Below are 12,834 nucleotides of genomic sequence, written 5' to 3'. Positions count from 1 at the left end.
CCCATATGGTTACCTTCGACTGTCGCGCCGAGCGAGTCGACGGCGTGACGCTCGTCACGGCCACTGTCGGCGACATCCCCGAACTGACTCGAATTACTGTCCGGAACCGTCTCGATGGCCCGCTCTGGCCGCCGAGAACGCAGGGCGTTCCCGAGACCGGCTGGTCGGAGGACGGGTTTGAGGGGGTCGTCAGGCCGGGGACACACGCGCTTGGGTACGCGACGCCGGCTCCACCGTCTGACCAGCCGGCGGAGCTGGTGCGCGCCGATCCGGCGCCCGATACGACCTCAGCGGACGAGCGACTCGACTCCGCAGATGCCGTCCTCAGGGAACTGGGCGACCCGTCACCACCTGCTGACGCTGTCCCAACAGCCGAGTCGGTACGAGCGGCCGAGACCGCGAGCACTTGGCCGGCCAGCCCTGCATCCGAGCGGGATATCGAACCGCAGCCAGAGGGACGCCAACCGTCAGCCGAGTCGAGGACTTCAATCGGCCAGCGACCGGGTCAGCACCTTCCAGACGCTGTCTCGCAGTGGCTCGAAACCGTTGCTCGACGGGTCGACCGTGCCGAGCGGCTGGCCGAGGCGGACTCGCTGTCGGCAGCGACAGCCGCAGTTCGTGCGGCGGACGGGCTGTCCGGTGTCCGGACAGTTGCGGCACGCGGCGACACTGACGAGCAAATGCTCCGGGCGCTGGCGCGGCGGGCTGAACGGCTCGCCGACCGACGATCGGCTGCTACGGTGCCCACCGAGACTCTGTCCAGCTTGGCATGATCTTGGCTGTCACCGGCGGCAAGGGCGGCGTCGGCAAGTCCACTATTGCGTACAATCTCGCGGCGGAACTCGACGCGCTTGAACGGACTGACAGCGGGGACTCGTTCGCAAACGCGAACGCGGGCAGCATCGTCGTCGACGGCGACCTCGGGATGGCGGACCTTCCGTCCAGTCACGGCCCCGACCTACACGACGTTCTTGCCGACCGCGCCGACCCGCACGAGGCTGTCCGAGAGGACGGCCCCGTGACTCTCGTCCCATGCGGACGAACGCTGGCCGGCGCTCGAAGTGCCGACTTGCAGGGCCTCACAGACATGTTCGCCGCGCTGGAGCGGACCTATCGCTGGGTCATCGTCGACTCGCCGGCGGGGATGCACGCCGACGTGGGGCTCCCCCTCGCAGCCGCCGACGCCGCGGTACTCGTCACGACGCCGGAAGGCGCGGCGCTCGCTGACGCGCTCCGGGTCCGGGCGCTGGCCCGCGAACTCGACGCCGGACTCTGTCGGGTCGCCCTCAACCGCGCTGGTCCAGCTCCCGCGACTGTGGCCGTCGCAGACCGGTTCGGTGCGCCAGCCGTCGCTATCCCGGAGAGTGAGCCGCTAGCGACGGCACAAGCGCATGGACAGCCGATTCGAGACACAGCGCCAGACACGCTGGCCCGGCGCTCGATTGAAGCGCTCGCCGACGCCGTCTACTCCTGTAGCTCGGCGTAGGTCCCACGCAGCGTGACCGGCGTTACGTCCGCCGTTTCTGCCGCCTCGGCCTGCGTGAGCGCCACGTCCTGCTCTTGGGCCGCGGTGTAGAGACACGCTGCCGCGACGCCGGCCGGATTGCGTCCGCTGACTAGGCCACGGTCCTGTGCCTCGTCGACGAGCCGTTCCGCGCGCTGGCGGACTGCCGTCGGCAGGTCCAGCGTTGTCGCGAACCGGGGGACGTACTCACGGGGATCAATCGGACCGGTCGGTAGCCCCAGTTCCCTGTTTAGAGCGTCGTACGCCGCGCGAAGCTCCGCCGGGGTCGCCTTGGCGACGGTACAGATCTCGTCGACGGTCCGGGCGACGCCTTCGGTCCGGCAGGTAGCGTAGATGGCCGCGGCCGCGAACCCTTCTAGCGTTCGGCCCTGCAGCAGGGCCTCGTTCTGTGCGGATTCGAACAGCACGCAGGCCCGGTCCCGTATCGCGTCCGAGAGGGCCATCGAACTGATGATGCGCCGGATCTCGGTGAAGGCGTACACCTTGTTTCGCTCCCGTTTCGAGCTTATCTGGGCGCGGTTGTGTTCGCGGCGGAGGCGAGCGAACTGACGGCGCTTGCGCCCTTTCAACCGTGTCGACCGCCCGATCTTCGTCGAGAGCCCGCGGTCGTGGCGTGACCGCGTCAGCGGCGCGCCTGTGCGTGCCCGGTCCGTGTCATCATCGTCGAACGACCGCCACTCCGGCCCGGGATCGATAGCGTCCTCGCCGACGACCAGCCCGCAACTGCGACAGACCGATTCGACGCCCTGCTGTTTGACTGATCCGTTACACTCTGGACATTGCGTTACCGTCGTGCTCATGTTTCCACCTACGGCTGGATGGAGGGTTAAAAAACCGATGCAAAGGCGGGTTTCCGGGCGTTTTTCGGTGAAATTGCCTACCGGTAACCGGTAGGTTGACACTGGGATTGACAGCAGCGCCTATCGATGTTCCGACAGTATTAAATTTCGGTGTAGCGTAGGAAATTTTAATGACGTTGTCGGATATCGCCGCCGGTGTCGAGGTCACGACCCACCAGCGTGACCGCGGCATCGCTGCCGTTGACGAGACAGACGCGTCCCTCCCGGAACGACTGGCCCCGGTGGCCGACGACCTCCCGTGCTCGGCGGCGACAGCGGCGACCGTGGTCGAGGTCTACGCAGCCGGCAAGAGCGTCGGCGATGCGGGCCGCGCCGCCGGTGTTGCGCCTGTGATGGCCGCCAAGACGCTCCATCTCGTCGGCGAGCAAGTGTCACCGGTCGGCCCACAGGGACGTGAGATGATCGCCGATTGGCTTGCCGGGGACCTCTCCCGCAGCGACGCTATCGCACTCGCCGATGTGACTGAACAGGAGTTTGCCCTGGCTGTGTACATCGAGACGCACGAGCCGCTGCCAGCGGCCCGCGATGCGGTCGAGGGGGCACTTACAACTGAAGATCGAGACCCGTTAGGAGAGACGATGAGCGACGTCGGCGAGCTGCTGTGAGGATGTGTGATCTGCTTTTTCGGCGAGGTCGGGAGTGAGCAGCGGTCGCCTCGTGCGTGTGGAATCCACGCGCTCGCTACTTGTCCGCTCTCTGGGGCATGCTTAACACCCATGGCTGCAAACCCGGAGATATGTCGGCTTCGGAACTGGCAGACCGGGTAGTCGAGGTGCTTGCAGCGGACAGCGAGTCGTTCGACGAACGAGCCCGCGAGGAAGCCGAAGCGCTCAAATCCGCCGTTCGCGACGGAACGTTCGACAACACGGAAGCGATCGTCGGCATGGAACTGGAGCTGTATGCCGTCGATGAGCAGACCGACGCGCTCCAGCGGGTTCCCCGCCAGTTGCTCGAACTCATCGGGTTCGAGAAGGAGCTTGGCCTGCACAACGCCGAGATGCAGACGAGCCCGCAGCCGTTGAACACCCACGGGCTGGCGGCCCAGCGAAACGAACTGAAGGCGTCGCTGATGCCGGCCCAGCAACGGGTGCGCAACGAGGGCATTCGCCTCGTCTCCGACGGTATGTGGACCGTTCCACCCGCCGGCGAGACGGCCCGGGAGTACCTCTGTGACTGCGTCGAACAGAGCGGCGTCCGCATCGGGACGAACATGTCGGACTCCGTCCGCTATCACACGATGGCCAACACAGATTACCCCTCAGCGTTTGAAATCGACGCGCCACACGCCTCGCTACAGGCCGAGACGGTGATGCCGGAATCGCTCATCACCTCGATTCAACCCCACTACCAGATTCCTCACGCTCCGGATCTGCCGGAGTATTTCAGCTACGCACTCCGTATCGCCGCGCCGCTGCTGGCGCTTGGCGTCAACTCGCCGTTTTTCCCGCCGGACCTGTACGACGACGCGCCCGACCCGGAGATCGTCGCCGGAGCGAACATGGAGAACCGTATCGGCGTCTTCGAGTCGGTGCTCAATCCACCCGACGACGACTCGACGCCGCCGAAGGTCTGCTTCCCGCCGGATTTTGACTCAGTCGAGGAGGCCATCGACGACATCGTCGAGGACGACACCATCGTCCCGGTCGACCTGCAGTCGGGGACCCGCTTCGACGACGACTTCGTCCACTTCCGGCACAAGCACGGCACGTACTGGCGGTGGGTCAGGCCGGTGTTCGAGGGGCCGACCCGGTCGGCGGCCAACGCTCGCATCGAGTTCCGCCCGCTGGCCGCACAGCCGACCGTCGACGACGCAATCGGATTCACGGCGGTCTTCGCCGGCCTGATGGAGAGCCTGCCACAGCTGGAACACCCCATCCGGACGCTGGACTGGGACACCGCGAAGCAGAACTTCTATGCCGCCGCTCGGAGCGGCCTCCGAGCGAAAATCGAGTGGATAACCGCCGACGGGGCGACGACGACCAGCACCGAGGAAATATACGGCGAACTGTTCGAGCACGCCCGCGCTGGCCTCGAACAGCGCGGTCTCTCGGCCGAGGAGGCCCACAGCTACATCCGGCCGCTACACGAGCGCGTCGACCGCCGGCTCACGCCCGCGCGCTGGAAACACGACTACGTCCGCCGCCGCGTCGAGGAGAACGTCCCGCTGGCCGAAGCGATCTGGGGGATGCAGGCCACCTACATCCGCCATCAGGAGGAGAGTCTGCTGGAAGGGAGCTTCGTCGACTGGTTCGAGTAATTTCAGTCCCCGGTCGTCAGTTCCGACTGTTCCGTTTCTCCGTGTCGGTCCGCAACACCTGCGTACGCGACGACAGTTGCGCCCAGGTCCTCGATGCGCTCTGCGATCTCTCCATCGGCGATACTGTCGTCCTCGAAGGCGGCCCACGAGTTGGGGATGGCGACATCTTGCGGGAGCGGCCAGCCTTTCAGCTCAAGAACGGCGGCGCGAAGGTGTTGGAGTGTCGGTGTCGGGAACCCACCGCCGGCCACTGCGAGGATGCCGACGGTCGTCCCCTCGACATCGTCGATACCGCAGTAGTCGAGCGCCGTCTTCAGCGGTGAGGCGATTGTGCCGTGGTACACGGGCGTTCCGAGGACCATCGCGTCGGCCTCGCGGACACGGGCAGCGAGTTCCGGCCCGTCACCGGATTCTGCCGCACTCGTGTCGGGGTCAAACAGTGGTAGGTCCCACTCCCGCAGGTCGATGTGTTCACTCGTTGTGCCAGCCTCCGCTGCTGCATCGAGGGCGTGCTGGACGGCGATTCTGGTTCCGCTGTCGTCACGAAGGCTGCCGCTGATACCGATAACGTGTGGCGGGTCGTGCATCGTATGCCTGTTCGTAGCTGGGGCTGATTAGTAAGCATTCTGAGAAACCTGTTTCAGTGCGAGTTTTGACAGGAGGTTGCGCGGCCAGCGGGTCCTAGCGGCATCGGGAATCAGGCGCTACGGCTGCCGTCGATGAACATTGCTCGGGTCCACTCGGCCACAGCGCTGGCAAGACTACTCGCTGAGACCGATGCACACCTGTGATTGTGACAGCAGTTCCCCCGCAGTCACAAGGGGTGCCCTGCGACCCGTCTCTGTTGCTGCCCGCGACTACTCCTGTTCTTCGTCGCTGTCCGCAGCCTCATCCATCTCGCCGGCTTCTGTCTCAGTATCGACCTCGGAGCCGTCCGTTTCATCTTCCCGCTCGTCCGTTTCCTCGTGTTCGCCCATCTCCTCGTGCTCGGCGAACTCGACTTCGGCTTCCAGTTCGATCTCTATTCCTTTGCCCTCCAGTTCCGCCTCGAACTCCGCCATGTCTTCGACTTCAGCTTCCAGTTCTGCTGTGTCTACCGCTACCTCGACCTCCACTTCGACGGAAACGTCGTCTCGATCCATACTGACCTTCCGAGGGGCTGACATAACTCCGTTTTGCAACCGGCACGCCGCGACCGACTTCGACATCGCTATGTGCGTCAGTCACAGACAAGTTTGTATGAGCGACCCCGTGGACGTGACCGTCGACACCGACGACGAGTCGGAATCGGTCCGCATCCACGACGACGGCGGCGAGGTCGAAGCCGGCGACGCGACCGTCCGATTCAGTTTTTCCAGCACTAGCGACGATGGGCAGGCGGCTGACGGCAACGACGAACAGTCGCCTGACGGCAACGACGACGGTGAGGACCCGTGCCGCATCGCCGAACTCGACTCGGTACCCACCGATAGCACGCTCGTGTTCGAGGCTCGTAACGGCCGGCGCGGCGTCAACTGCATCCTGCACCGCTCGGGCGACGCCGTCGCCGCCTGGCGCAACTCCTGTCCCCACCAGCCCGAGGTCCCGCTGGATCCGGGCCGGGGCGCGATTGTGCGGGGTGACCAACTCGTGTGTCACAAACACGGCGCACAGTTCGAGCCCGACGATGGGGTCTGCACGCATGGCCCCTGTGCCGGCGACGCTCTCGACAGTATCGAAGTCTCGGTTCGGGACGGCGACGTGTACCTGACCGACGAGCGCTTTGAGCGGGCTGAACGGCGCTGACACGCACTTTCAGAACGTTCTGCGGCACTCTCTCAGCGACCAGCGCCGTTAGTCGTCGGCGACGGCCGGTTCGCTGTTGCTCCGGGGGTCGGCCTCGCGCCACGTTCCCCGGAGGAACCAGGCCGCTGCGAGGCCGGCCGCGAGGACGTTCGAGACGGCGAAGGCCAGCCAGATACCCTGTTCGGCCAGCGAGTACGCGAAGAGGTCGACGACCTGCGGGCCGAGCCACGCCGGGACCGCGACTGGGCGGGAGGCGACCCAGGCGACCGGCAGGCGGATGATTCCCAGCATGGTAACCGCCAGCGCCGCTGCGGTGAGTGTCTTGCCAGCTCCACGGAACCCGCCGGAGTAGGCCCGGACGATGCCGATGAACCCGAAGGTCGGGGCGACCCACTGGAGGAACTCGGCCCCGATGCGAACGACTTCGGGGTCGTCGCTGAACACGCTGACAACGGTCGGCGCGGCGAAGATGGTGACCGCACCGAGGACGGTGAGGATCGCGAACGACACCTTTGCGGCGAAGTGGTTGGCCGTCGCCGCGCGGTCCGGACGCTCAGCACCGAGATTCTGGCCGGTCATCGTCTCGACGCCGCGGTCCATCGCGATGGCCGGCATGAAAACCAGCGAGAACACGCGGATGCCGACGCCGAAGGCTGCCACGACAGTCACGGAGAACGTCCCGACGATGAACAACATGGCATTGACTGACACGGCGCGCCCGGTTCCCTCAACGGAGGCCGGGATGCCCAGCCTGAGCAGTTTCTGGAGGTACTCCAGATCGGGAGCCATATCGCTGAGATGGATCCGCACGCCGCGCCGGCCCGACAGCAGGATACCGATGCCGACGATCAGCGCTACGGCACGCGAGAAGATCGTCGCGACGGCCGCGCCGACGACGCCCATCTCGGGGAACATCCACCAGCCGAAGATGAGGAACGGGTCGATGACGATGTTCAGCACGACAGTCCCGAACATCACTAGCATCGGCGTGATGGTGTCACCGGCCCCACGCATCAGCGAAATGAACACGAAGAAGCCGAACATCGCCGTCAGTCCGAGCGAGACGACCTGCAGGTAGCCCGTTGCGCCCGGAAGCACTTCGCTGGATGCGCCCAGCAGCGACAGGAAGTCCTCGACGAAGAAGTAGCCAGTCGTACCGAGCAGCACGGAGGCCAGCAACGCGAACGTCACAGTCTGGGAGGCGGCGTACTCGGCCTCGCGGTGCTCCTCGGCCCCAGTGTGCTGGGCGACCAGTACGCTCCCGGCCACTGACAGCCCCATCCCGAGCGAGATGAGCAGGAAGATCATCGGGAACGCGAAGCTGATTGCCGCAAGCGCTGTCGTAGAGTACTGCCCCAGCCAGAACGTGTCTGCGAGGTTGTACGCCACCTGTAGCAGGTTCGTGATGACGATGGGGAACGAGAGGAACAGCAGCGGCTTGCCGATGTCGCCGCTGGTCAGGTCTAGTTCCTCCTGGCCCTTGAATAGGTCCCCGAGCCGCGCACCCAGACGGCCCAGTTTCTGCCGGACGCTCACGCTGTGACCTCCTGCTGTCCGTCCAGAAGATGCGTCTCGACGTACTCGGCGAGCATCCGTCGGGTACACTCGACCGGGCGACCGGTCGTGACACGCTCGGTCGCAGCCCCGGTCAGGACGGTGACGATGAACCGGGCGGTCTCCTCGGCGTCGAGGTCCGATTTGAACGTCCCATCAGTGATGCCGTCTTCGAGGATTACTTCGAGTTCGTCGACGAGGTAGTCGTCGAATTCGGTGAGTCGCTCGCGAAAGCCGGGTTCGTAGGGTGCGTGGGCACGGATTTCGAGAATCGCCGTCCCGAACTCCTCGCTCCCGTCGTCCGGCTTGTCCAGCACGGAATCGATGAGCGAAAGCAGGCGCTCGTGTGGGGTCTCGCCGTCGGGGTCTTCGATCCGGTCGACGAACCCGTCATAGAGGTAGTCGAGGAACGCACAGAGGAGGTCGTGCTTGCTGTCGTAGTGGTAGTGGAGGGCAGCTTTGCTCTTGTCCGACTCGTCGGCGATGTCCTGCATCGTCAGATCCGCATAGCCGTGCGTACACAGCGCACGGTAGGTCGCGTCCATAATATCGTCAGCCGTATCGCCGTCGTTCATTACGCGTAACTAACTGACTGGTCAGTCAAGTATGCGTCGGTACCATTCGTGGGTGGGTTCGCGTGCCATGCCACCCGGGGATCAGACTCGCGGGAGCCGCCGCTCTGAGAGCGTTCGGAACGGCGGTAGAAGGACGATCGCTACTCCTTCAGGTCGAGGTCGAACTGCTCGTGTTCGCTTGCAGCGTTGAGCACGACGGAGGTGTTCGATTCTCTGATGTCTGGGTCGGTGAGGAGTTCCTTTATCTGGGCGTTCATGCCGTCGGTGTCGGTGAACTTCCCGACCGCGATGACGTCGTAGTCGCCGGTGACCTCGTACACCGAGATCATCTGCTTGTGCTCTTCGAGATCTTCAGTGACTGCCGGGAGCGACGACCCTTCCACCTTGAGCTGGATGATGGCCGTCACGTCGTAACCGAGCTTGTCGTAGTCGACTTTGGGCGTGTACCCGTTGATGATTCCCTCGTCCTCGAGATCGGAGAGGTGGTTTGAGACGGTCGTTACCGACACGTCGAGGTCTTCTCCGAGGCTTCGGAGGCTGGCACGGCCATCACCCAGAAGTGCATTCACTAGCTCACGGTCGAGATTTTCGTACGTCATTACATTGGGGGACGCCCCCCAGGGATTAGAATTTTACGAATGTCCAAATGTAAGCGAAAGCGTCGAAACCTTTGCGCAAATCAGCAGGGTTTTAGTAGTAGCACCGTTCCTATCGGGTGTCCAAAGATGACAAGCGAACTTTCAGAGGCGGCACAGGAGGTACTCGACGAAATCGAAGAGAAGAACGTCGACTTCCTCCGGCTCCAGTTTACCGACATCCTCGGTACCATCAAGAACGTCTCGATCACAGCCGATCAGGCAGAGAAAGCGTTCACAGAGGGGATTTACTTCGACGGCTCCTCGATCAACGGCTTCGTCCGGATTCAGGAGTCCGACATGCGTCTGGACCCGGACCCATCGACGTTCTCGGTGCTTCCGTGGAGAGAAAACGTCGAAGGCGGTTCCAGTGCCCGTCTCATCTGTGACGTCATCGACACCTCGACCGGCGAGCCGTTCTCCGGCGACCCGCGTGGCGTCCTGAAGCGTGCTATCGAGCGCGCCGAGGACATGGGCTATACGGTCAATGCCGCCCCTGAGCCCGAGTTCTTCCTGTTCGAGGAAGACGAAGAGGGTCGTGCGACGACCAAGACCAACGACGCCGGTGGCTACTTCGACCTCGCGCCGAAGGACCTCGCCTCCGATGTGCGCCGTGACATCATCTACGGCCTCGAAGACATGGGCTTCGACATCGAAGCCTCCCACCACGAGGTCGCACAGGGTCAGCACGAGATCAACTTCACCTACGACGACGCGCTCTCGACGGCCGACAACGTCGCGACCTTCCGCTCCGTCGTCCGCGCCATCGCGGCCGAGCACGACCTGCACGCGACGTTCATGCCGAAACCCATTCCGAAGATCAATGGCTCCGGGATGCACACGCACCTCTCGCTGTTCACCGAGGACGGCGAGAACGCGTTCCACGACGAGGACGACGAGTTCAACCTCTCCGAGACGGCAAAGAGCTTCACCGCCGGCATCCTCAAGCACGCACCGGCTATCACGGCCGTCTCGAACCCGACCGTGAACTCCTACAAGCGTCTGGTCCCGGGCTACGAGGCACCTGTCTACGTCGCCTGGTCCGACCGTAACCGCTCGGCGCTCATCCGCAAGCCGGCCGCCCGCACGCCGGCCGCAAGCCGTATCGAGGCTCGCTTCCCTGACCCGTCGTGTAACCCGTACCTCGCCTTCGCCGCACTCATCCACGCCGGTCTCGACGGCGTTGAGCAGGACCTCGAGTGCGACGACCCTGTCCGCGAGAACATCTACGACTTCGACGAAGAGAAACGCGAGGAGTACGGCATCACCACGCTCCCATCGAACCTCGGCGAGGCCGTCGAAGCGCTTGAAGACGACGAAGTGATTCAGGACGCACTCGGCGAGCACGTCTACGAGAACTTCGTTGAGGCCAAAACGCAGGAGCACAAGGAGTACCTTGTCGACGTCTCCGACTGGGAACTCGACCGCTACCTCGAGAAGTTCTAAACGGCTCCCTATTCACACTTTTTCGCGAGGCGCTCACCGGCCAGCGGTAGCGTTAGCAGCGCTCCAGTCCCAAGCCCCGCAAGCACCGTGACGACGCCCGGCGTCGGATCTAACCCGAACGTCACGCCGAGCAACGTTCCGACTGAGACAACGCCCAGCAGCGCTGTGATGCCGACACCGTGCCGGGTCGGCTCCGGTATCGACTCTCCCAGTAGCGACCAGACCACGGCACCTGCGACAGCGACGCCCAGTGCACCGGCCGAATTACGGGAGACACCGGTGACGAGCAGCCCAACCACGGCGATGACGGCCGCGAGGCCGAACACCCGTTCGGGCGTTTTGAGTGCGCCGAGGGCGAGTACGAGGGCCGCACCGGCGATGGTAAAGCCCGCGAGGATGTCGGCGAGGTAGTGGACACCGAGTACCAGCCGCGAGATCCCGATGAGGGTGATGATCGTCGCGGCGACGGCGGTGCGCTGTCGACGCGTGCCGACTCGGAGCGCCCAGGCGATGCCGCCCCAGACGAGCAGCGAAAGGGTGGCGTGGCCGCTGGGGAAGCCGAATCCCTCTCCGGTCGCCATCGACTCGTAGACGCCCCGCAGCGCCGCCGGAAGCAGTTCGGCGTGGGTGGCTGTGCCCGCGCCGGGCGGCCGCGGTAGCGCGAACACGCCCTTCAGTGACACGACGAGCGCGACACCGACGGCGAGTAGCGCGACCAGCATTGCCGTCCGGTCGCGAGTGAGCTCCTGCCCAAGTTTCGGCGTCCACGGGCCGAGCCAGTACAGCAGGCCACAGGCCAGAAACGTGAACCAGAAATCCCCAAGCTGGGTGATCAGCGCGAACAGCACGACGACCGCGCCGGGCAGCGCTGACAGCACCTCGGTGACCCCGACACCCCGTATCACTGTCGCCAGTCACGCACGCGGTCGACGAGCCGTCCGGGGAGGCCGGTGGCAGTAAGCGTCACACCGACCGCAATCATGATCGCATAGAGGCCCAGCGTTGACAGCCAGATGACCAGCATCGCCAGCACGGCATAGAGCCCCTCCAGATAGTAGAACGCGCCAAGGGTCATGATCGTGCCGTACAGCAAGACGATGTAGGGGCCCCACTGTCGGGCGTGGCCGCGACGCATCCGGCGGCGGACGTACTGCTTGAGGTCCGACCGCACCTCGTCACGGTGGAGCGTCCGGCCCTCGATGTCCTCGCGGAACGACTCGAACTCCTCGCGGAGTTCCTGTAGTTCCTCATCTGTCAACTCGTCGGCGTCTCGGCCGGGCGTATCGGCGCCGGCCGGCGGGGGCGTATCGGTCTCGTCAGCGTCCTCACTCATCGCTTTGCCGGACCGTCGGCGCGATACCTGTTGTAGTTGCCGGTCCGCGAGCGCCGCGTTGACCGCTGCCCCCACGAGGAGCACCTGTCCGGCGAAGTAAAACCACGTCACGAGCAACAGGACCCCGCCGATGACGCCGTACACCTGATAGGAGTCGGCTTGTGCCGCGTAGACGTTGAATCCCGTCCCGAGCAGTGTCCACCCAACGCCGGCGAACACCGCGCCGGGGATGGCCTCCCGCAGTGTGATCTCCTGGTCGGGAAACAGGTAGTACAGCGGGAGGAAGGCGACTGCCAGCACGGGAACGAGCGCGAGCCCGCCGAGCGCGACCTGCACGCCCAGCACCGTCCCGAACGCGCCGATGATACCGAGCCCGACCAGTGCGATGCCGATGCCGCCCAGTGCGGCCAGTCCGTCGACGACTTCCCCAACAATTGAGTCGGGGCCGTCCGTCCCATAGACGCGACTGAAGGCCGTATCCAGTCCGCGGAACACCTTGAGCGCGCTCCACAGCGTCACGCCGACACCGAGCACGGTTGCGCCCCCGCGACCGGCCCCGCTGGTCAGCGCGTCTTCGAGCAGTGTCGACGCCGCCGGTGTGAGCACGTCACCGGCGGCGCTGACGACTCGCTCGGCGAATGCCTCTCCGCCCGCAAGCGTGCCGACGACCAGCGTCAGCAACAACAGCGGCAGCAGGGAGACGAACATGTAGTAGGCGATGCCGGCCGCGAGAAAGGAGACCTCCTCCTCTCGTACCGTACGGACGACGTCTCGGCCGACGGAGACAGCGCGTGTGCGGTCCACGCGAGCATGTCAGGGTGGGGCCACAAATATACTGTCGACTGACTGATGTCAGTCGCTTTT

Annotated in this window: 14 protein-coding genes; 6 read left to right on the top strand and 8 right to left on the bottom strand. The window is 64.7% G+C overall.

Annotated elements, in window-relative coordinates; genetic code table 11:
• The first annotated feature begins 5 nt into the window (after positions 1 to 5).
• Both C443_RS12315 and C443_RS12310 read left to right on the top strand, forming a co-directional pair.
• Entirely contained in the window at positions 6 to 773 is a 768-nt protein-coding gene (locus C443_RS12315; protein WP_005536728.1) for a DUF7857 domain-containing protein, read from the top strand.
• Positions 770 to 1,486, top strand: a complete 717-nt coding sequence (locus C443_RS12310; RefSeq protein ID WP_005536726.1) for a MinD/ParA family ATP-binding protein — start codon at positions 770 to 772, stop codon at positions 1,484 to 1,486. The genes C443_RS12315 and C443_RS12310 overlap by 4 nt, the downstream gene beginning before the upstream one ends.
• On the opposite strand, the gene C443_RS12305 is transcribed toward C443_RS12310, so the two are convergent.
• Entirely contained in the window at positions 1,465 to 2,325 is an 861-nt protein-coding gene (locus C443_RS12305; RefSeq protein WP_005536724.1) for a transcription initiation factor IIB, read from the bottom strand. The two genes, C443_RS12310 and C443_RS12305, sit on opposite strands and share 22 nt — an antisense overlap.
• Before the next feature lie 170 nt (positions 2,326 to 2,495).
• Here C443_RS12305 and C443_RS12300 point away from each other — a divergent pair, with 170 nt between their 5' ends.
• Together C443_RS12300 and C443_RS12295 are read left to right on the top strand one after the other, a co-directional pair.
• Positions 2,496 to 2,990: a DUF7858 family protein gene (locus tag C443_RS12300; protein WP_005536723.1), complete on the top strand. Its 495-nt coding sequence runs from the start codon at positions 2,496 to 2,498 to the stop codon at positions 2,988 to 2,990.
• A 131-nt stretch (positions 2,991 to 3,121) separates the two neighbouring features.
• Entirely contained in the window at positions 3,122 to 4,642 is a 1,521-nt protein-coding gene (locus C443_RS12295) for a hypothetical protein (protein ID WP_005536722.1), read from the top strand.
• A gap of 2 nt (positions 4,643 to 4,644) precedes the next feature.
• On the opposite strand, the gene C443_RS12290 is transcribed toward C443_RS12295, so the two are convergent.
• Both C443_RS12290 and C443_RS12285 read right to left on the bottom strand, forming a co-directional pair.
• Positions 4,645 to 5,229, bottom strand: a complete 585-nt coding sequence (locus tag C443_RS12290; protein WP_005536721.1) for an NADPH-dependent FMN reductase — start codon at positions 5,227 to 5,229, stop codon at positions 4,645 to 4,647.
• A 270-nt stretch (positions 5,230 to 5,499) separates the two neighbouring features.
• Positions 5,500 to 5,784: a hypothetical protein gene (locus tag C443_RS12285; RefSeq protein WP_005536720.1), complete on the bottom strand. Its 285-nt coding sequence runs from the start codon at positions 5,782 to 5,784 to the stop codon at positions 5,500 to 5,502.
• 97 nt (positions 5,785 to 5,881) lie between these two features.
• On the opposite strand from C443_RS12285, the gene C443_RS12280 reads away from it, so the two are divergent.
• Positions 5,882 to 6,427 (top strand): Rieske (2Fe-2S) protein, encoded by a 546-nt coding sequence (locus C443_RS12280; RefSeq protein ID WP_005536719.1) that lies wholly within the window; start codon positions 5,882 to 5,884, stop codon positions 6,425 to 6,427.
• A gap of 48 nt (positions 6,428 to 6,475) precedes the next feature.
• Here C443_RS12280 and C443_RS12275 read toward each other — a convergent pair whose 3' ends face one another.
• From C443_RS12275 to lrp, 3 genes are all read right to left on the bottom strand, one after another.
• Positions 6,476 to 7,963 carry an MATE family efflux transporter gene (locus C443_RS12275; RefSeq protein ID WP_005536718.1) on the bottom strand — a complete coding sequence of 496 codons (1,488 nt, stop codon included), beginning with the start codon at positions 7,961 to 7,963 and terminating at the stop codon, positions 6,476 to 6,478.
• Positions 7,960 to 8,556 (bottom strand): TetR/AcrR family transcriptional regulator, encoded by a 597-nt coding sequence (locus C443_RS12270; protein WP_005536717.1) that lies wholly within the window; start codon positions 8,554 to 8,556, stop codon positions 7,960 to 7,962. The genes C443_RS12275 and C443_RS12270 overlap by 4 nt, the downstream gene beginning before the upstream one ends.
• Positions 8,557 to 8,696: 140 nt before the next feature.
• Positions 8,697 to 9,155, bottom strand: coding sequence for an HTH-type transcriptional regulator Lrp (lrp, locus tag C443_RS12265; protein ID WP_005536716.1), 459 nt, complete (start codon positions 9,153 to 9,155; stop codon positions 8,697 to 8,699).
• Positions 9,156 to 9,281: 126 nt separating this feature from the next.
• On the opposite strand from lrp, the gene glnA reads away from it, so the two are divergent.
• Positions 9,282 to 10,637: a type I glutamate--ammonia ligase gene (gene glnA, locus C443_RS12260; RefSeq protein WP_005536715.1), complete on the top strand. Its 1,356-nt coding sequence runs from the start codon at positions 9,282 to 9,284 to the stop codon at positions 10,635 to 10,637.
• Positions 10,638 to 10,645: 8 nt separating this feature from the next.
• Here the strand turns inward: glnA and C443_RS12255 are convergent, their stop codons facing one another.
• Both C443_RS12255 and C443_RS12250 read right to left on the bottom strand, forming a co-directional pair.
• Positions 10,646 to 11,542 (bottom strand): phosphatase PAP2 family protein, encoded by an 897-nt coding sequence (locus tag C443_RS12255; protein ID WP_005536713.1) that lies wholly within the window; start codon positions 11,540 to 11,542, stop codon positions 10,646 to 10,648.
• On the bottom strand, positions 11,539 to 12,774 hold the full coding sequence (locus C443_RS12250) for a YihY/virulence factor BrkB family protein (RefSeq protein WP_005536712.1): 1,236 nt from the start codon (positions 12,772 to 12,774) through the stop codon (positions 11,539 to 11,541). Before C443_RS12250 ends, C443_RS12255 begins: the two co-directional genes overlap by 4 nt.
• Between the last annotated feature and the right edge of the window lie 60 nt (positions 12,775 to 12,834).

Origin of the sequence: Haloarcula argentinensis DSM 12282, from assembly GCA_000336895.1 — an archaeon.
Lineage (GTDB): Archaea > Halobacteriota > Halobacteria > Halobacteriales > Haloarculaceae > Haloarcula > Haloarcula argentinensis.
This window is presented reverse-complemented; position numbering and strand designations above follow the sequence as displayed.

Bases quoted from the DNA above. Each gene is read 5' to 3' on its own strand.
- glnA (WP_005536715.1), top strand. From the start codon at position 9,282: ATGACAAGCGAACTTTCAGAGGCGGCACAGGAGGTACTCGACGAAATC.
- C443_RS12295 (WP_005536722.1), top strand. From the start codon at position 3,122: ATGTCGGCTTCGGAACTGGCAGACCGGGTAGTCGAGGTGCTTGCAGCG.
- C443_RS12315 (WP_005536728.1), top strand. From the start codon at position 6: ATGGTTACCTTCGACTGTCGCGCCGAGCGAGTCGACGGCGTGACGCTC.
- lrp (WP_005536716.1), bottom strand. From the start codon at position 9,155: ATGACGTACGAAAATCTCGACCGTGAGCTAGTGAATGCACTTCTGGGT.
- C443_RS12305 (WP_005536724.1), bottom strand. From the start codon at position 2,325: ATGAGCACGACGGTAACGCAATGTCCAGAGTGTAACGGATCAGTCAAA.
- C443_RS12290 (WP_005536721.1), bottom strand. From the start codon at position 5,229: ATGCACGACCCGCCACACGTTATCGGTATCAGCGGCAGCCTTCGTGAC.
- C443_RS12285 (WP_005536720.1), bottom strand. From the start codon at position 5,784: ATGGATCGAGACGACGTTTCCGTCGAAGTGGAGGTCGAGGTAGCGGTA.
- C443_RS12280 (WP_005536719.1), top strand. From the start codon at position 5,882: ATGAGCGACCCCGTGGACGTGACCGTCGACACCGACGACGAGTCGGAA.
- C443_RS12310 (WP_005536726.1), top strand. From the start codon at position 770: ATGATCTTGGCTGTCACCGGCGGCAAGGGCGGCGTCGGCAAGTCCACT.
- C443_RS12270 (WP_005536717.1), bottom strand. From the start codon at position 8,556: ATGAACGACGGCGATACGGCTGACGATATTATGGACGCGACCTACCGT.
- C443_RS12300 (WP_005536723.1), top strand. From the start codon at position 2,496: ATGACGTTGTCGGATATCGCCGCCGGTGTCGAGGTCACGACCCACCAG.